Annotated in this window: 16 protein-coding genes and 1 riboswitch; of the genes, 7 read left to right on the forward strand and 9 right to left on the reverse strand. The window is 63.1% G+C overall.

Annotated features, from left to right (window positions below; all coding sequences use genetic code 11):
- Positions 1-77 precede the first annotated feature (77 nt).
- The gene (locus tag FJ934_RS07320) at positions 78-1,673 is read left to right on the forward strand and encodes a DUF262 domain-containing protein (RefSeq protein WP_140608239.1); all 1,596 of its coding nucleotides are present in this window, start codon (positions 78-80) and stop codon (positions 1,671-1,673) included.
- 200 nt (positions 1,674-1,873) lie between these two features.
- Here FJ934_RS07320 and FJ934_RS07325 read toward each other — a convergent pair whose 3' ends face one another.
- The 3 genes from FJ934_RS07325 to FJ934_RS07335 form a co-directional block, all read right to left on the reverse strand.
- Complete coding sequence (locus tag FJ934_RS07325; protein WP_140608241.1) at positions 1,874-2,644, reverse strand: amino acid ABC transporter ATP-binding protein; 771 nt, start codon at positions 2,642-2,644, stop codon at positions 1,874-1,876.
- A complete protein-coding gene (locus tag FJ934_RS07330) occupies positions 2,641-3,321 on the reverse strand; it encodes an amino acid ABC transporter permease (protein WP_140608243.1) in 681 nt (226 codons plus the stop codon). Before FJ934_RS07330 ends, FJ934_RS07325 begins: the two co-directional genes overlap by 4 nt.
- Positions 3,322-3,666: 345 nt before the next feature.
- Entirely contained in the window at positions 3,667-4,440 is a 774-nt protein-coding gene (locus FJ934_RS07335) for an amino acid ABC transporter substrate-binding protein (protein WP_140608245.1), read from the reverse strand.
- 319 nt (positions 4,441-4,759) lie between these two features.
- Here FJ934_RS07335 and FJ934_RS07340 point away from each other — a divergent pair, with 319 nt between their 5' ends.
- Positions 4,760-5,623, forward strand: a complete 864-nt coding sequence (locus FJ934_RS07340) for an RNA polymerase factor sigma-32 (protein ID WP_140608247.1) — start codon at positions 4,760-4,762, stop codon at positions 5,621-5,623.
- Positions 5,624-5,828: 205 nt separating this feature from the next.
- Here FJ934_RS07340 and FJ934_RS07345 read toward each other — a convergent pair whose 3' ends face one another.
- From FJ934_RS07345 to thiB, 4 genes are all read right to left on the reverse strand, one after another.
- Complete coding sequence (locus FJ934_RS07345) at positions 5,829-7,235, reverse strand: M48 family metalloprotease (protein ID WP_246671448.1); 1,407 nt, start codon at positions 7,233-7,235, stop codon at positions 5,829-5,831.
- A gap of 322 nt (positions 7,236-7,557) precedes the next feature.
- Positions 7,558-8,340, reverse strand: a complete 783-nt coding sequence (thiQ, locus tag FJ934_RS07350) for a thiamine ABC transporter ATP-binding protein (protein WP_140608251.1) — start codon at positions 8,338-8,340, stop codon at positions 7,558-7,560.
- Positions 8,333-9,955: a thiamine/thiamine pyrophosphate ABC transporter permease gene (gene thiP / locus FJ934_RS07355; RefSeq protein ID WP_140608253.1), complete on the reverse strand. Its 1,623-nt coding sequence runs from the start codon at positions 9,953-9,955 to the stop codon at positions 8,333-8,335. Before thiP ends, thiQ begins: the two co-directional genes overlap by 8 nt.
- A 138-nt stretch (positions 9,956-10,093) precedes the next feature.
- Positions 10,094-11,092, reverse strand: a complete 999-nt coding sequence (thiB, locus tag FJ934_RS07360) for a thiamine ABC transporter substrate binding subunit (protein ID WP_140608255.1) — start codon at positions 11,090-11,092, stop codon at positions 10,094-10,096.
- Between the two features lie 44 nt (positions 11,093-11,136).
- Positions 11,137-11,251, reverse strand: a riboswitch (TPP riboswitch).
- 87 nt (positions 11,252-11,338) lie between these two features.
- Here thiB and FJ934_RS07365 point away from each other — a divergent pair.
- The 4 genes from FJ934_RS07365 (at position 11,339) to FJ934_RS07380 (ending at position 14,425) form a co-directional block, all read left to right on the forward strand.
- Positions 11,339-11,983, forward strand: coding sequence for a thiamine diphosphokinase (locus FJ934_RS07365; RefSeq protein ID WP_140608257.1), 645 nt, complete (start codon positions 11,339-11,341; stop codon positions 11,981-11,983).
- 1 nt (position 11,984) lies between these two features.
- Positions 11,985-13,805 (forward strand): ABC-F family ATP-binding cassette domain-containing protein, encoded by a 1,821-nt coding sequence (locus FJ934_RS07370; RefSeq protein WP_140608259.1) that lies wholly within the window; start codon positions 11,985-11,987, stop codon positions 13,803-13,805.
- A gap of 78 nt (positions 13,806-13,883) precedes the next feature.
- On the forward strand, positions 13,884-14,126 hold the full coding sequence (locus FJ934_RS07375) for a type II toxin-antitoxin system CcdA family antitoxin (protein ID WP_140608261.1): 243 nt from the start codon (positions 13,884-13,886) through the stop codon (positions 14,124-14,126).
- On the forward strand, positions 14,126-14,425 hold the full coding sequence (locus FJ934_RS07380) for a CcdB family protein (RefSeq protein WP_140608263.1): 300 nt from the start codon (positions 14,126-14,128) through the stop codon (positions 14,423-14,425). Before FJ934_RS07375 ends, FJ934_RS07380 begins: the two co-directional genes overlap by 1 nt.
- Positions 14,426-14,456: 31 nt before the next feature.
- Here the strand turns inward: FJ934_RS07380 and FJ934_RS07385 are convergent, their stop codons facing one another.
- On the reverse strand, positions 14,457-16,211 hold the full coding sequence (locus FJ934_RS07385; protein ID WP_140608265.1) for a hypothetical protein: 1,755 nt from the start codon (positions 16,209-16,211) through the stop codon (positions 14,457-14,459).
- A gap of 76 nt (positions 16,212-16,287) precedes the next feature.
- Positions 16,288-17,586, reverse strand: a complete 1,299-nt coding sequence (locus FJ934_RS07390) for an adenylosuccinate synthase (protein ID WP_140608267.1) — start codon at positions 17,584-17,586, stop codon at positions 16,288-16,290.
- Between the two features lie 213 nt (positions 17,587-17,799).
- Between FJ934_RS07390 and FJ934_RS07395 the strand changes: the two genes are divergently transcribed.
- Entirely contained in the window at positions 17,800-18,702 is a 903-nt protein-coding gene (locus FJ934_RS07395) for a DMT family transporter (RefSeq protein ID WP_140608269.1), read from the forward strand.
- The last annotated feature ends 3 nt before the right edge of the window (positions 18,703-18,705 follow it).

Here is an 18,705-nt window from a genome sequence, read left to right on the forward strand (position 1 = left end):
CCTGGTGGGGGAGCTATCACCTTGGCTGAACACATAGCATTCCGTAAACTCGACCTCGCTGAGGATGGGGGATTGTAATGGCTACCCGGAACGTTGTGAATCTAGACGCTCTTATACCGCGGGAGGACTTATCGGCCCCGGCTGAATCAGGTGGGGATATCCCAGGTCTCAAGATCAGCGACCTAAAGCCGGGCCTAGTCTATAGTTGGTTACGCAAACCAGACTTCCAGCGCGAAACCGCCAACTGGACGCCGGAACAGGTTGTCGGCCTAATAGAGACTTTCGCGAATGGCAACATCATCCCAGCGATCATTCTTTGGCAGAATGGTCAGCGCGTTTTTGTCGTTGACGGCGCTCACAGGCTAAGCGCGCTTGTCGCTTGGGCAAATGACGACTACGGCGCGGGCTCGATATCCGCGAAGCACTACGGAAATGCGATCCCTGAACATCAGCGGGTCATGCACGATCTGACGCGTAAGATGGTGAAAGAACGGGTGAGGTCGTACGCAGATCATGAACTTGCCGCGCAGTATCAGAAGGCAGACGATCAGGAGTTGCTAAAACGCGCATCCCTAATCGGGTTCAAATCCATTGACACCCAGTGGATTAAAAATGCCGGAGTCGAACAGGCAAAAAGTGCGTTCTTCCGAATAAATGAAGGCGGCACCCCAATCGATGCGACCGAAACCAGAATACTGCGTGCGGGTAATTCAGCTCTAGCAATTGCATCGCGGGCTATCGCTCGCGCAGGGACAGGGCATGCCTATTGGAGGAAATTTGATCAGCCTAATCGGCAGTACGTGGAGGAGTTTGGAGCTGCTGTGAACAAGCTCCTTTTCACTCCTCCACTGCAGCTTCCAATCAAAACCCTGGAGGTGCCATTGGCGGGTTTTGGATATGGCGCATCTGTCCTGCCGTTCTGTTTCGACCTGATCACTCTCGCCAACAATCTGCACATTCCGGACTCCTCAACGAAGAGAAAGGGACTAATCGACGAACTCCCAGAGGATCCAAATGGAAGCGAGACTATTGATTATCTGAAATCTGCGAAGCGCTCGGTTGAATTCCTGCTCTCTACCGAACCACAATCCCTTGGCCTTCACCCTGCACTGTATTTCTATACATCGGCAGGAGCATTTCAGCCGGCAGCCCTTTTCAACGTCCTGTCGTGGTTGACCCAATTAGACGAGAACGGCGAGATCGTAAGATTCCTCAAGGTCCGCAGTAAATTTGAACAAATGATCATGGAACATCCTGTGCTCGGAAAGCCCGCAACGCATCGACTCGGCAGTGGCGGCCGAACGCGCCGGCGAATGATGCTCCTCTACGATAAGATGTTAAATGTCTTGAGTGCGGGAACCTCACCAGACAAAGCATGGACGCTCATCATAGATGAGTCGGAATTTTCGTTTCTTGCCAGCGAGGATTCGGAACATAAGGAGCGCCGCGGGACAGGGAAAGCGGGCGCGCGATTTTCAAGAGCCGCAAAGTCGGGGGGCTTCATCGAATCGGCTCTGCCAACCGCCCACAGGTGCGAATTGTGTGGCGGCCTTTTGCATAGCAACGCAATCGTCACTGATCACGCGGACGAGAGGTCAACGGGTGGCAGTTCAGCGGGTGCAAACGGCCGGCCAGTTCACCCAAGATGCAATAGCGAGAGGGATCACCTGTAAGTAAGCAGCCCTTACAACAATTCCCGCTTAGGAAGCCCGCAGATGCCGCGACGATGCAGTCGCCGCAGAGAGTGCATACCGCTGCAGCATTGCGTCAATTAGTCAAGGTGATAATTTCGCCCCGTTGGGAGGTCGCTGTGAAGCAGCAGGGAGAGATGGCGTGCTAGCCTCCATCCGGACCTCGCAAGGGAGATAAGGGCTCAGCCACCAGCATCCTTCTGTGCCTCTTCCTGACGCAGGGAAGCAATGAAGCGCTTCGTGCGCTCGCGCTCTGGATTGTCGAAGACCACCGAGGCCGGCCCCTTCTCAACGATGGCGCCGGCATCTAGAAACACAACCTCCTGAGCGATCTTGGAAGCCAAGCGCAAATCATGCGTCGCCATCACCATGGTCGTGCCCTCGCTGGCAAGCTTGCCGAGCACATCGACCACCTCCTGCGCCAGTTCCGGATCGAGGGCCGAGGTCGGCTCGTCGCACAGCAGCACTTTCGGCGACGGGGCCAGCGCCCGGGCGATCGCCACGCGCTGCTGCTGGCCGCCTGACAGCGTCGCCGGCCAAGCATCGGCCTTGTGCGCCATCCCCACCTTTTCCAGCAGGGCAAGTGCTCGTTCACGCGCCTGCTCGGGCGACCATTTGAGCACCGTCACCAGTCCTTCCATGACATTCTCGATGGCGGTGCGGTGCGGAAACAGCTGAAAATTCTGGAACACCATACCGGTCTGCAGGCGCAGGCGTCTTATGTCCGCGGCCGGCACCTTGACGCCCGGACGGAACGCGAGAGACTCGTCGCCGATCCGCACCGTGCCCGATGTCGGGATCTCCAGAAGGTTGATGCAGCGCAAGAGCGTGCTCTTGCCGCCGCCCGACGGGCCGACAAGCGCGGTAACGCTGCCTTCGGCGATGGCGACCGTTACCCCCTTCAGCACCAGATTGTCGCCGAAGCGCTTTTCGATGTCGGTGAGGCTGATCATGAGCGTGCCTCCAGGAAGCCGCCATAGCGGTTGAGCCGTTCTTCCAGCCGCGTCTGCAGGGCAGACAGCACCGAACTCATCGCCAAATAGAGGATCGCCGCCTCGACATAGAGGATCAGCGGCTCATAGGTGGTGGCGACGATGCGCTGCGCCGCCTGGAACATCTCCGGCACGGTGATGGCGGCGGCCAGCGAGGTATCCTTGACCAGCGAGATGAAGGTGTTGGAGAGCGGCGGTACCGCGACGCGGCCGGCTTGCGGCAGGATGGTGCGCCGCATCGCCTGGCTCCAGGTCATGCCGATCGAATAGGCGGCCTCCCACTGGCCCTTCGGCACCGAGCCGATGGCCGCGCGGATGATTTCCGACGTATAAGCGCCGATATTGAGCGTGAAGCCGATCAATGCCGCCGTGAAGGCGTCGAGCAGGATGCCGACCGACGGCAGGCCATAGAAGATCAGGAACAGCTGCACCAGAAGCGGCGTGCCGCGGAAGATCCAGACATAGAACCGCACCAGCGCGACCAGCGGCCTCGGCCCGAACAGCCGGCCGAGTGCCGCGCCGAGGCCGACTGTCAGGCCAAGGACGAAAGACAACAGCGTCAGCGGCACGGTGAAGATCAGGGCAGCCCAGAGCAGCGAAGGCAGCGACTCCAGCATCAGTTGCAGCCAGTGCAGCACGAAAGACCCTCCAGACCAGAGCAATTCCAGGAAAAGTGCGTAGCGGTTTTCCGTCCGGAATTGCGTAGAAACAAAGAGTTAGAGCGAATCAACGATTCTATCAAACGCTGAACCGCTCCAGATGCATGTCGCCCAAAAGTGACCCCAGGTTTGGGGGCCCGACATGCATATAGACAAAGACCTGAAGCGCGTCGCATGAATCCGTTTCGACGCGACGCGCTTTAGACGAGGCAGTGTGACCGAAGTGCGAATGCAGGCGCCATATCACGACAAAAGCGGCGAGCCGTCAAAGACGGCCCGCCGCGCTGGATGGGTTGCGGGACCGAACCGGCCCCGCTGCGTGATTTACTTCGAAACGTCCTGGCCGAAATAGGTGTCGGCGATCTTCTGATAGGTGCCGTCGGCCTTGATGTCGGCCAGCGCCTTATTGATGGCCGCGACCAGCTCGGGATCGCCCTTGCGCACGATGACGCCCGAATAATCGGCGTTTTCCTCTTGCGCTGCGATCTTCACATTGGCGTCGGGCTTGTGCTTCTTGAAGTCGAGGAAGGACAGGCTGTCGTTGATGGTGGCGTCGGCACGGCCGGTCAGAAGCAGCTGGATCGACTGGTCGAAGCCATCGGTGCCGACAAGCTCTGCGCCATTCGCCTCGGCCAGCTTGCCGAAATTGGAGGTCAGCGACTGCGCCGACTTCTTGCCCTTGAGATCGGCGAAAGTCTTGATGTCGGTGTTGTCGCCGCGCACGATCAGCACCGCCTTGGAGGCGATGTAGGGATCGGAGAAATCGTACTTGGCCTTGCGCGCATCGGTGATGCCGACCTCGTTGATGACGGCGTCGTAGCGCTTGACGTCGAGACCGGCGATCAGCCCGTCCCACTTACCTTCGAGGAACTCGACCTTGACTCCGAGCTTTTCCCCGATCGCCTTGGCGATTTCGACGTCGAAGCCGACCAGCGCGCCGGACGCATCATGATAGGTGAAGGGCGCATAGGTGCCTTCCGTCCCGATCTTGATGACGCCAGCCTGCTTGATCTGGTCGAGATTGGCACCGGCATGGCCCGATGCGACGGCCAGGGCCTGCAGCGTTCCAGCGACGATAAGCGACTTGAGCCATTTCATTTTTTTTTGTGATCCCATCCTTGGCCTGATGTCAGGCATGTTGTGAGGGCTGAAAAATGCCAGATGTCAGCAGAAAGAATAAGGAATCGAATTTCAAAAACAACGAATTTCCGAAACCATATTCTCCAAAATGGATTTCTTCGCGCATTCAAAAGGGCAACTGTGCTGAAATCGCGCGCGCAGGATAGCTTCGCTGCCCGCGCCAGCGGAACCTTTCTCGCGCGTGGCAGTTTTGGCTGTTGTAGGGCACGACGCAGCGATTTCAACCCGGTGCCTACAAGCAGACGTCATTCGCATCGCCTGAGCCAGGGAGCGCCTCATGATGGAAGACACGGCAGGACGGATAATGGTCCGCGCGGCAATGAAGGCTCCTTACCTCGAACGGGACGAAGAGCATCGGCTGGCCTTGCTCTGGAAGGAGGACAACGACCAGAATGCGTTGCACTGCATAACCGTGGCCCATATGCGGCTGGTCATTTCCATGGCCTCCAAATTCCGCCATTACGGCCTGCCGCTCGGCGATTTGATCCAGGAAGGGCATGTCGGCCTACTGGAAGCCGCCGCCCGCTTCGAGCCGGAACGGGAGGTGCGGTTTTCGACCTATGCGACCTGGTGGATTCGCGCCTCGATGCAGGACTACATTCTGCGCAATTGGTCGATCGTGCGTGGCGGCACGAGTTCGGCGCAAAAGGCGCTGTTCTTCAATCTCAGGCGTTTGCGTGCCCGTCTGGCAAACGGCGCCGAGCCGCTTTCCAACGAAACCCTCTATCGCGAAGTATCGGTGGCGCTCGGCGTTTCCGAAGCTGACGTGGCGATGATGGATTCGCGGCTGTCGGCACCAGATTCCTCGCTCAACGTGCCGCTTGCCGATGATGCGGGCGCCACCGAACGGATGGATTTCCTGGTCTCGGACGACCCGCTGCCCGACGAGATCGTCGGCGACAAGATCGACGTCGCGCGCCGCTCGCTCTGGCTGAAAGCCGCTCTCGCCGCCCTCAACGCCCGCGAACTGCGCATCATCGAGGAAAGGCGACTGACCGACGAGGGCGCGACGCTCGAGGCACTCGGCGAGACCCTCGGCATCTCCAAGGAACGCGTCCGCCAGATCGAGGCGCGCGCCATGGAAAAGCTCAAAGTCGCGCTGGTGAAGCAGAATCCGGAATTTCTGGCGACAGCAGCCTAGAGCCGGATGATTTCAGGTCGAGTCGACCTGAAATCTGAATCCGTCTCTAAATCAAAAAGTTAGAGCATGATGTCGTCCGAAAACCGCTTCACACTTTTCGGCATCATGCTCTAAAGCAATTCAAGGAAAAGCGCGTAGCGGTTTTCCGTTCGGAACTGCGTAGAAACCAAACGCTGAACCACTCTAAAATCCCGGCAACAACGGGCTACTTGTCGGTGACAATCTTGACCTTGTCACCGGCCGAGACCGCGGCCCCCGGCGACAACGCATTGAGCACCCTGAACAGGTCGAGCTTGCGATCGACGCCCACCATTTGCGCGGCAAGCGAGCCCATGGTCTGTCCGGGCTGCACGGTGAGCACGCGGATATGCAGCGGCTTGAGCGCCGCCTTTTCCGCGGCACTCAGGGTCCGGAACGACCCGCTGACCGACCGCGCCACCGTATCCAGCGAAGTGCTGGCCGAGGGGGCCGCTGTCAGCAGCCGATAGACCTGGCCGCCGGCACGGATCACCGCGATGTCGAACTGCCAGCCTTGCGCGCCGGCATGCGCGGTCGCGGCCTCATTGCCGTTGATCGTTTCCTGCTTGACGGTGCTGTCGTCGAGGCCAGCCACCCAGCCGCTTCTGATGTAGTCGGTCAATGAGCGGTTCTTGTCGATCGAAACGCCATCGAAGCGGATCGCTATGTCGCCTGGTCCGGTCGCCGTCACCGCCGCCGCCGAATTGTCGATGATGAACCCATCCGGCACCGTGAACGACACGCCGAGGCCCGGATGCAGGAAGGTCTCGCCCCGCACATAGCCTTCCTCCGGCGTGTCGCCGTAGAGCAGGCCGTCTATGCCGGCGAGGAAGGAATCGCGGTCGCGCGTGCCCACACCCGGTGCGCCGAACTGGCGGGCGTGGCGCTGCGCCAGGTCGATGCGCTGCGGTGTGTTGGGATGCGTGGCCAGAAAATCCAGACTGGCGTCGGTGGCACCGCTGATCGAGCGGAAATCGGTGTAGGCAGACATCGACTGCAGGAATCGGCCGGCGGCGTAAGGGTCATAGCCGGCCTCGCCGATCGACTTGATGCCGATGGCGTCTGCTTCCAGCTCCTGGTTGCGCGAGAACTGCGCCAGCCGGAGCTTGCCACGGATGAGTGCCGCCTTGGCGGTCGGGCTGTCGCCAAGCACATCCGAGACCACCTTGGTCGCCAGGCCTTCCTCGGCCTCCAGCTGCTGGCGCTGCAAGCCGTGATTGGCTGTGACATGGCCCATCTCATGGGCGATGACAGCGGCGAGCTCGGACGAATCATTAGCCAGCGCCAGCAAGCCGCGGGTGACGTAGAGATAGCCGCCCGGCAGCGCGAAGGCGTTGACGTTGGGCGAATTGAGGATGGTTATGCGATAGGTCTGGGTCGGGTTCGCCGACACCACGGTCAGATTGCCGACGACCTTGGCGACCATGCGCTCGAGCTTGGGATCGGAATATTCGCCGCCATAGGTCGCCAGGATGCGCGGATGCTGTGCCTTGGCCAGTTCGGCAAGCTTGTTGTTGGCGGCGACATTGTCGACCGTGATCGGCTTGTCGGATGGTTGGAAGCCGGATTCCTGGACTTCCGGAGGCGTGAACATCTGGCAGCTTGCCAAGGCCACGGCGAAGCCGGCCAGCGCCAGAAAGCGCGCCAGCGGATTCCTTCTTGGTCTGTCAACGCCGATCGCCAGAACGGCTTCCTTTCAGGTCCCGGCGCATGACCACGAAAATCGGAGGCGATCTTCGGAATGTGTCATGCGCAAAAAACAAACTGCTACAGCATCCGTCACGCGTCCCTCGAGGCGCGCGGCGAATACTGTAGGCAAATCACGGCGTGTGCCGGACCAGTAGGGCGGACCTAGCCACACTACTTTGACCATGGCAAGCGAGCGCCCCATCGCCCTGAGCTGGTTTGACCGTAAATTATGTCCGCTTCCGGGCAATATCTTGTGATACGGCATCCCCAGCACCTGAACCGATATAGCGTCGGAATGCGTCCGGACCAGCCCCGGCAAAGAAATCGTCCGCCTTACCGGTCGCCACAACGGCGCCATTGTCCAGAAACACCACATTCTGGCCGATACGGCGGGCATCCTGCGGCTGGTGCGTCACGAACAGCACCGTCATGCCGCGCTCGGCATGAACCCCGGCAACCAGGTCGAGCATGTCGTCGCGCAAGGCCGGCCCGAGCGAAGCGAACGGCTCGTCGAGCAGCAGCACCGGGCGATCGCGCACCAGCACGCGCGCCAGGGCAACGCGCTGCCGTTCGCCACCGGAAAGTTCGCGCGGCAACCGCTTCTCCTTGCCGGCAAGGCCGGTGCGCAGAAGCGCCTCCGCGATATCAGTGCGGTCGGCCTCGGTCAGCCGCAGCGACGGCGAGCGGCCGAGCCCGACATTCTGCTCGACCGAGAGATGAGCAAAGAGATTGTTCTCCTGGAACACCATCGACACCGGCCGAGCCGAGGGCGGCTGGGCGCTGACATCCGTCCCGCCGATCAGCACCCGGCCGGACCGGGGTGTCTCGAACCCGGCGACCAGGTTGAGCAGCGTCGACTTCCCCGAGCCGCTCGGTCCCATGATGGCGGTGATCTTTGTCGCGGCGAAATCAACATCGAAGACGAGCGGCGCTTCGCCATAGCTGAACGACACGTGGTCCAGCCGCACCGAAGCGCCTCTTTCAAGCCTGCTGGCCGCCCCGTCAGGCATCCCGGTTCTTCTCCCTGCCCATCCAGTGGGCCGCCATGACCAGAGCCAGGCAGACGAGGCCGAGCAGCAGCGCTAGGCCGGCGGCATCCTCGGTACGATAGCTGCCCATGCGCGCCAGGAGAAGGTAGGGCAAGGTCTGCACGGAATCACTGCCGAACAGCGCGATGACCCCGAGATCGCCGAGCGACAGCGCCATGGCGAAGGCAAAGGCGGTGGCGAGCGGACGCCGCAGCGATGGCCAGTCGATCAGCCGCAGCCTGGTCCAGCCGAAAATCCCAAGTTGCGCGCAGAGCCGTTCGTGGCGTTCGCTCCCCGCATCATAGGCGGGGCGGACGGCGCGCAGCGCGAAAGGCATCGCCATAACCGCATTGACGGTGACGACCATGACCGGAGCGATGGCGAAGACATCGCCGGCATGGCGCAGCAGCAGGAACCAGCCGGCGCCGATGACGATCGGCGGCACGACCAGGACAAACCCCGCGCCGGTATCCGTGGCATATTCGAGCACTGTTCTTGGTCCGGCGCGGCGATCCAGCGCCAGCGCCCGGCGCGCCATGGTCAGGGCCAGCGACAGCATCACCGAAAGCAGGGCCGACAGGAAGGCCAGCGCAGCACTGGTCAGTGTCGCCTGCCGGACAGTGGCCTCGCCGGCCAGCTGGCCGAGATCGGCGCCAAGTCCGGCGACCACGGTGGCCGCCATGGGCCCGACAACGAACAGCAGCGCCAGCGCGATGAACGCTCCATTCAGCCACGCCTCGGTGGCCTTGACCGAGACATAGCGGCGCGGCGCGACCGGCAGGTTGGTGTCGCCGACGACATTGGCGCCGAGCCGCGTCAGCGCCAGCACGATGATGAAGGTCAAGCCGATCTGCAGCAATGTCAGTGCAACGGCTCGCGCGGGATCGAAATCGAAGCGCAATGCCTGGTAGATGCCGACCTCCAGCGTCGTCGCCGCCGGTCCGCCGCCAAGCGTCAGCACGATGGTGAAGGATGTGATGCAGAGCATGAAGACCAGCCCGGCGACGCCGGGCAAGGCGGCGCGCAGCGTCGGCCATTCGATCAGCCGGAATGCCGGCCCCGCGCCCATGCCGAGCTGGTTCGCCAGCCGCCATTGGTCGGCCTGTATGGTCTGCAGCGCTTCGAGGAACAGCCGCACGCCGAGCGGCAGGTTGAAGAAGACATGGGCGACCAGAATGCCTGAGAGCCCGTAGATGCCCGGCCAGCCCTGGCCGCCGACCGCGCTGAATAGACCGGCGAAATAGCCGGCGCGGCCGTAGAGCGCCAGGATGCCGAGTGCCGCGACGATCGCCGGAAGCGCCAGCGGCACGGCGAAGAGCTGCAGGATGAAGGCGCGGCCGAAAAAGCGCGGATGCCGCGACAGCGCCCGCGCCACGAACAATGCCGGGAGGACCGAAAGAAGCGTCGAGAGGCCTGCCTGCCACAGCGTGAAGCGCACGACGCGCAGCAGATAGGGATCGAAGGCTGCCCAGGCGCCCGAAAGGTCACCGGCGCCTTCGACGAGCAGGCCGGCAAACGCGCCACCGATCAAAAGGGCGATTGCCATAAGCGCGATGACGCCGGCGGTGACGCGGGGATCAGAAGACGCGCGTTGCATGCTGGGCCGTCAGTTTTAGGATCGCGACACTTACATCGCGACACTTACAGAGAATTGCGATCCTTCGCGCCCCCCTTCTGTCCGGCAGGACAGAGGGGGGCACCGTAGAGCGGTTATCTTCGATCAGTTTGTCTCAAACTACTTGCTCACCACCGCCAGCCATTCATCCACCCAGGCCTTGCGGTTGGCGGCGACCTCCTCGGGGCTGAACAGCAAGGTCTTGGTCGGCTTGACCAGCTTGTCGAAGGCCGGGTTGAGCGGCTTGTCGGTCTTGCCGGCCGGGAACATCCAGTTGGTCTCGGGGATGGCGTCCTGGAACTTCGGCCCGATCATGAAGGCCATGAACTTTTCCGCCAGCGGGTTCTTGGCTCCGGTCGTGGTGATGCCGGCTACCTCGATCTGGAGATATTCACCCTCATCGAATGAGGCCGCCTGGTAGCGCTCGGTCTTCTCTGCGACCATGTGGTAGGCCGGCGAGGTGGTGTAGGACAGCACCATTGGCGCCTCACCCTTGGTGAACAGGCCATAGGCTTCGCTCCAGCCCGGCGTCACGGTCAACACCTTCGTCTTGAGCTTGGCCCAGGCTTCCGGCGCCTTGTCGCCATAGACCGACTTCACCCACAACAGCAGGCCGAGCCCGGGCGTCGAGGTGCGCGGATCCTGGATGACGATCTTGTCGTCGGCGCTGCCTTCGACCAGCTCCTTCAGGCTCTTGGGCGGCGTCTTGAGCTTCTGCGTGTCATAGACGACAGCGAAATAGCCGTAGTCGAACGGGACAAAAGTATCGTCGCTCCAGCCGCCAGGCACATTGATACCGGTCACCGCGCCATGTGGCGCGAACAGGCCCGAAGCCTTGGCATCGGCGGTGAGATTGGTATCGAGGCCGAGCACGATATCGGCCTTGGTGGATGCCCCTTCGAGCTTGACGCGGTTGAGCAGGGCCACGCCGTCGGCGACCGAAACGAATTCGACATCACAGCCGCATTCGGCCTCGAATTCCTTCTTCACCACCGGGCCAGGACCCCAGTCGGCTGTGAAGCTCTCATAGGTGTAGACGGTGAGCTTGTCCTTGGCCACGGCCGGGCCGGACAGCACCACAACCATGGCTGTGCAAAGAGAATATAAAAGCGTGCGCATCGGCGCCTCCTTTCGTTCACGTGACAAGGAATTGAGGCGTCGGACTGTCCGAAACGTCTAATCCCTCCGCCGGTACAAACCGGATCAGGTTCAGCGGGTTGGCGAGACTGCCTCTCAGCCGGTCCGCGAACATCGCAGCCGGCACCCCGTTAGAGCGTTTCGACACATAGGCCCGGCCGCCGAACCGCGCAAGTGGGAGTTTGCCGCCTTCCGTTTCCCGTGCCGGGCTGGTAAGGGCGACGGGATATGAGCACATTCACCATCCTGCTTGGCGGCGATCTCATCCGCACGCCCCGGCTCGACCGCCAGGTCGAAGGCTCGCGCGTCATCGCCGCCGACGCCGGCATCGGCCATGCACGGATGCTGGGCGTTGTGCCGGAACTGTGGGTAGGCGACTTCGATTCGGTTCCGGCCGATCTGCCCGCCAACCTCGCCGCTGTGACCCGCCAAACCTTCCCGGCGGAGAAGGACAAGACCGACGGCGAACTCGCGATCGCGGCGGCACTCGAGCGCGGGGCAACCCGCCTTGTGCTGGTGGGCGCCTTCGGCGGCAAGCGGGCCGATCACGCCTTCCTGCATCTGGCGCTCGGCCTACGCCTGGCCGAGGCGGGAACCGACGTGCTTTTGACCAGCGGGGCCCAGGAAGGCGTCCCCCTGCTCAACGGAGCGGCTGGCTTCGACTACGACGACGGCACGCTGTTTTCGATCCTTGGCTTTTCCGAACTGGCTGGCCTGACCGTCACCGGCGCCAAATGGCCGCTCAACCAGGTCGAAGTGGCTTTCGGATCGTCACTGACCATCTCCAACGAGGTCAACGGCCGCCTCGAAATCGCGCTTGGCCGCGGCCGAGCGCTGCTGCTCGCCCATCCCTATCCCTTGCCCGAAAGCTGACATGGCCCCGCCTCTTCTCAATCTCGACGGGATAAAACTGACCTTCGGCGGCACGCCGCTGCTCGACGGCGCCGCCTTGACCGCTTCGGCCGGCGACAAGATCGCGCTCGTCGGCCGCAATGGATCGGGTAAATCGACGCTGCTCAAGATCGCCGCCGGCCTCATTGAGCCCCAGGACGGCGAGGTTTTCCGCCAGCCTTCGGCGACTGTCCGCTATCTGCCGCAGATGCCCGACATGGAAGGTTTTGCCACCGTGCGGGCCTATGTCGAGGCCGGGCTCGGGCCTGCCGACGATCCCTACCACGCCAGCTACCTGATGGAGCATCTCGGCCTGTCGGGCGAGGAGCGGCCGGGTGACCTGTCCGGCGGCGAGGCCAGGCGCGCCGCCCTTGCCCGCGTCATGGCGCCGGTGCCCGACATTCTGCTGCTTGATGAGCCGACCAACCATCTCGATCTGTCGGTCATCGAATGGCTGGAAGAGGAACTCGTCCGCACCTCCTCGGCGCTCATCGTCATCTCGCACGACCGCCGCTTTCTCGAGCGCGTGTCGCGCGCCACTGTCTGGCTCGACCGTGGCCAGACCCGCAGGCTGGACAAGGGTTTTGGCCATTTCGAGGAATGGCGCGACCTGGTGCTGGAAGAAGAAGAGCGCGAGCAGCATAAGCTCGGCCGCCAGATCGTGCGCGAGGAACACTGGCTGCGCTATGGCGTGACGGCGCGGCGCAAGCGCAACATGCGCCGACTGGGCGAGTTGCAGACCATGCGCCAGCGCTTTCGCGGCCATCGCGGCGCCGAAGGCACCGCGACCATGGTGGCGAGCGACGCCGCCGAATCCGGCAAACTGGTCATCGAGGCGAAAAACATCGAGAAGAGCTTTGGCGATCTCACCGTGGTCAAGGGGTTCTCGACCCGCATCCAGCGCGGCGACCGCGTCGGCCTTGTCGGGCCGAACGGCGCCGGCAAGACGACGCTTCTGAAGATGCTGACCGGCGAATTGGCGCCGGATGCGGGCTCGGTACGGCTCGGCACCAATCTGGAAATCGCCACGCTCGACCAGAAGCGCGAGGCGGTCGACCCGCAGGAGACGCTGGCGCAATATCTCACTGACGGGCGCGGCGAAAACCTAGTCATCAACGGCGAACAGCGCCATGTCGTCTCCTACATGAAGGATTTCCTGTTCAAGCCGGAGCAGGCGCGCACCCCGGTGCGCGAGCTTTCCGGCGGCGAGCGGGCGCGGCTGATCCTGGCGCGCGTGCTGGCCCGGCCGGCAAACCTCCTGGTGCTCGATGAGCCGACCAACGATCTCGACATGGAGACGCTGGAACTGCTGCAGGAACTGGTCGCCGGTTTTGCCGGCACCGTCATCCTCGTCAGCCACGACCGCGATTTCCTCGACCGTACCGTCACCAGCATCATCGCGCCGGACGGCGGCGGCCGATGGGTCGAATATGCCGGCGGTTATTCCGACATGCTGGCCCAGCGCGGCGGCACCAGGCTCGACGACCGCAAGGCGCGGGCCAAGGCCGAGCCCGGCGAAGCGCCGGCACCGGGCAAGAGCGAGCCGGCAACGCCAAAGGGACCGGCGAAGAAACTGTCGTTCAAACAGAAATTCGCGCTCGACTCCTTGCCCAAGAAGATCGAGGCCGTGACCGCATCGATCTCGCGACTGGAGAACAATATTGCCGATCCGGCCTATTACGAACGTGATCCGGCATCGTTCCAGAAAACCATCGCCGCCCTCGACAAGGAGCGTGCGACGCTCGCCGCGCTCGAGGAAGAATGGCTGGAACTGGAGATGCTGCGCGAGGAGATGGAGGGCTAGGCCACCTGCAACCTAGCCCTTGATTATTGCTTCCGCACGAGAGTGCGCATAAGTTATGCGCATGTTGCGGAGGCTATTATGCGCAAGATTGCTTTGAATGCGATCCGTCAGCCAGCAAACCTGTCGATCGACTCGAACCTCATGAGGGAAGCCAAAGGGCTAGACGTGAATGTCTCGCGTGCCGCGGAAGCTGGCATCGCGGAAGCGGTGGCGGCCGAAAAAACGCGGCTGTGGAAGCTCGAGAACCGCGCCACGATTGATGCGTGGAACGATTACGTCGAAAAGCACGGCATTCCGTTGGAAGAATATCGGCAGTTCTGATGGCGCGCCATGATGTCTTTGCCGGTCGCGTCGAAGGCAGCTATTTGCTGGACGTTCAATCCGATCTGCTCGACAACTTCAAGACGCGGGCGGTCGTCCCGCTTCTCCCGGTCGCGACGGTGCCGCCACCGATGCGAAAACTTCATCCGATTTTCGAGATCAATGGCCGAAAACTGGTAATGGCGACTCACCTGATCGCCACCGTTCCAGCGAGCGAACTGGGTGAAAGTCGGATGAACCTGACAAAGCACCACGACGACATCATCGCCGCGCTCGACATGCTATTTCAGGGTTTCTGAACGAAGGCGGCGATACGTATCCCCGGCCCTCTCAACCCGCCGTCTTGGCCTGCCAAGCCTTGATCGCCTCGTCGAACACCTTCTCGCCGGGAATGCCCTTTTCCATGGTCAGCAGCGCCCGCCGTCCGGTCTTGTAGACCACCGGCACGTCGATCCAGTCCTGGCCGCGCAGCAAGGTCATGTTGGCGTCCTCGTCGGCCTTGGTGTCGTTGAGCGCGACGAGGAAGAAGCCGTCGGCGATCTTGGCCGGAATTCCGATCAGCGGACTGCCGGCGTCCTGCTCCGAACTCTTCATGGCGACGCGCAATATGTTGTCGACGCCACCACCTTCGAAGCCGTCGGGCGTCAGGAAGATCATCTCGATGATGTGACTGGCCGGCAGCGTCCGGTCGGTGTTGCGGCGGATGGTCATGCGCAACTGGATATCCTTGCCCGGGATGGTCGCCTCAGCGCGGATCGCCGGCTCGGGCGGCAGGTCGCCGCCGGGCGATTCCTGCACCAGCGACCAGACGATGCTGCCGGGTTCGGCCGAACCCTGCGCGGTGCTGGTGCGCTCCTCATAGAAGATCGCCTTCTGGCCGACCGGCACCGAGGCTTGCGCCGGAGCGGGAGCGGCAGCAGGCGCCGCTGGTGTCGTGCCCGCCGGTGCCGGCGGCGTGGCGGCGGCATTGGCCGGGGCCGCGGGTGCGGTTCCGTTGGCGGGGGATGTCGCGGGCGCGGTGCCGCCCGCAGGTGGAGTCGCGGCAGGCGTCGCCGCGGCGGGCGCGCCCGTGACCGGCGGCGGTGTTGCCGGCGGCGGTGTTGCCGGGGGCGGTGTTGCCGGCGGCGGTGTTGCCGGCGCGGTCGTCGCCGGGGGCGGCGTCGTCAGCGCGGCGACGGATTCACCCTCGCCTACGCCGCTTTGTCCTCCGGCCGGGCCAGGGTCGGTTTCGCCGCCTCCAGGCGTCAATCGTTGCGTGAATTTCGTCCCTTCGGCGCCTGTCGCGGGCGCCGGTGGCGGCGCGACGTCGGTCGCCGGCTTGGCCGGCTTGGCCGGCGCCGATTTCACCGGCTCGACCTTGGCAACAACCTTGCTGCCGCCCAGGCCCAGCATCTTGCCGAAGGCGTCCTTGTTCAGCCAGATGCCATAGCCACCGCCAGCAATGACCAGCAACGCGACGACGGCGGCGATCAGCCCGCCATAGCTGCGCTTGCGCTCGGCCGGGCGCGGACGCTGGAAGGTGTCAGCCTCCGCCGGTTCCTCGTCGTTCGGGAAGACATCGGCGTGCTCGTCGTCCTGGTCCGCGTCCAGGCCAGGCAGGGCATGGTCGGCAAGGTTCGGGTCGGCAAGGTTCGGGGCTGCTGACTGCGCCGGTAGGGACTTTTGCCAGCCTGGCTCGGCCTTGGCGGCGGGTGGTGGCGCGGGCCGCTCGGGCGGTGGCGCGGGGCGATAAGGCTCCGGCCTGGCGGCGGGCGGCGCCGGCCGGACGGGCTCCGCCTTCGCCGGCTGGCGCGTGTGACTCGGTTGATTCTTGTTGCGGTCGATGGAGGAAAAGATGTGTTCCAGCTCGGCGAGCGGGTCCGTTTCCGGCACGCTTTTGGCGTAGTCGCGTTCGACGCTCGCAATGGCGTCCTCCAGCGTGCGCTTCTGCCTGGCTATTGCCTCGGCGGCGAGCGGCGGCGAATAATCCGCAAGCTTCTTCACCAGCATGGCACGCACGCTGTCGTAGATGCGCGTGCGCTTGTCAGGCGTCTCGTCGCCGTGCCTGTCGAGCGCCTTTTTCAGAACAGCAACGAAATCTGCCATGCTTCAGTCGACCTGTATTTTTGCTCCCGCGCCGGCCCCCGCAAATCAGCCGCGATGCCCGGAAAGGCTTCAGAAACTAGTCTTGAAACGGGTCGGTCACAAGTATCGTGTCGTCCCGTTCCGGGCTGGTGGAGAGGAGTGCGACCGGCGCGCCGATCAACTCCTCGATATAACGGACATACTTGACCGCCTGGGCCGGCAGATCGTTCCAGCTGCGCGCGCCGGCGGTGGTGCCTTTCCACCCCTCCAGCGTCTCGTAGACCGGTTCGACGCGGGCCTGCGCGCCCTGGCTGGCCGGCAGATAATCGATCATCTCGCCGTCAAGCCGGTAGCCGGTGCAGACTTTGATCTCGTCCAGCCCGTCGAGCACGTCGAGCTTGGTCAGCGCGATGCCTTTGATGCCGTTGACGGCGACGGCCTGGCGCACCAGCACCGCGTCGAACCAGCCGCAGCGGCGCTTGCGCCCGGTGACGACGCCGAATTCGTGACCGCGCGTGCCGAGGAACTCGCCGATCTCGTTCTTCTGTTCGGTTGGGAACGGACCTTCGCCAACGCGCGTCGTGTAGGCCTTGGTGATGCCGAGCACATAGCCTATGGCGCTGGGCCCGACGCCGGAGCCGGCGGCCGCCTGCCCGGCCACGGTGTTGGACGAAGTGACGAAGGGATAGGTGCCGTGGTCGATATCGAGCAGCGTGCCTTGCGCACCCTCGAACAGGATGCGCTCGCCGGCGCGGCGCTTGTCGTCCAGCACTTTCCAGACACGGTCCATATAGGGCAGGATCTCGTCGGCGACCGACGTCAATTCACTCATGATCGCCTCATGCGTGACTTCGGCATGGCCGAGCCCGCGGCGCAGCGCATTGTGGTGCGTCAGCAACCTGTCGACCTTCAGGGGCAGTGTTTCCAAATCCGCCAGATCCATCACCCGAACCGCGCGTCGGCCCACCTTGTCCTCATAGGCGGGGCCGATACCGCGGCGGGTCGTGCCAATCTTCGTCCCGGAATTTGAGGCGGCGTCCTCGCGGAATCCATCTAGCTCCCGGTGCAGCGACAGGATAAGCGCTGTGTTTTCGGCTATTTTCAGGCGATCGGGCGTCACCTCGACGCCCTGTGCCTTGAGCTTGGCGACCTCGGCCACGAAAGCGTGCGGATCGAAGACCACGCCATTGCCGATGATGGACAGCTTGCCCTGCCGCACGACACCGGACGGCAACAGCGACAGCTTGTAGACCTTGCCGTCGACGACCAGCGTGTGGCCGGCATTGTGGCCGCCCTGGAAACGCACCACGACGTCAGCACGCTCCGACAGCCAGTCGACGATCTTGCCCTTGCCTTCGTCGCCCCACTGCGAGCCGACGACCACCACATTGGCCATGTTTCTTTTCCCTTGAGACGCCGCCGAGCGGCTTGGATATGGTTCGAAACGACAGGCCTCTATAGCGTCAAGACCTCGCGAGCGCGACCTTTCTTTGCCGCCGAAAATGCCCTGAGGCACAACAATTTTCGGCTTTGACATCATTTACTTGGACCGACCGGGGCAATAGGCCGACAAACACCGCGGCGCATCCGCCGCGGCCGGAATGTCGCCATGCATCGAAGCGCCTACATATTCCTGCTGCTCACCACCTTGCTGTGGGGCGGCAATTCGGTGGCCGGCAAGCTGGCTGTCGATCATGTCTCGCCGATGACGCTGGTCTTCCTGCGTTGGGTGCTGGCGGTAGCGATCCTGCTGCCGATCGGCTGGCGGACAATCCGGGAGGACTGGCCGGTGGTGCGCCGGCACTGGCTCGTCCTGGCGGCGCTGGGCGCCAGCGGCTTCACTCTGTTCAACACCATCTTCTACACGGCGCTCAACTACACGACGGCGATCAACGTCTCGATCGAACAGGCGGCGATGCCGATCCTGATCATGACAGCCAATTTCATCTTCTTCCGCCTGCGCGTAAGCTGGGCGCAGATTGCCGGCGTGGCGCTGACCATCGCCGGCGTGATCCTGACCGCCTGCCATGGTGACCCGCGCCGGCTGCTGACGCTGGAGCTCAATTTCGGCGACGCCATCATGCTGGTCGCCGTCATCCTCTACAGCGGCTATTCGGTCGGCCTGCGCCTGAAGCCGGTGATGCGTTGGCAGAGCCTGATGCTGTCCCTGTCGGTCGCGGCGCTGATCACCTCGCTGCCCTTTGTCCTGTGGGAAATAGCCGCCGGCAAGGTCATCGTGCCCGACGCGCGCGGCTGGACAGTCATCGTCTACACCGCGATCGGCGCCTCGGTCATCTCGCAGATCCTCTACATCAGGGGCAACGAGCTGATCGGCGCCAACCGCGCCGGCCTGTTCATCAATCTGGTGCCGATCTTCGGCACGCTGCTTTCGGTGCTGATCGTCGGCGAGACGTTCCAGCTCTATCAGGCATTGGCACTCGTGCTCGTGCTGGGCGGCATCGCGCTTGCCGAATATAGCGGGCGAAGGATGGCCGTGCCGGCCCGCCGGTAAAGT

The organism is Mesorhizobium sp. B2-4-12 (genome assembly GCF_006441575.1).
Classification (GTDB): Bacteria; Pseudomonadota; Alphaproteobacteria; order Rhizobiales; family Rhizobiaceae; genus Mesorhizobium.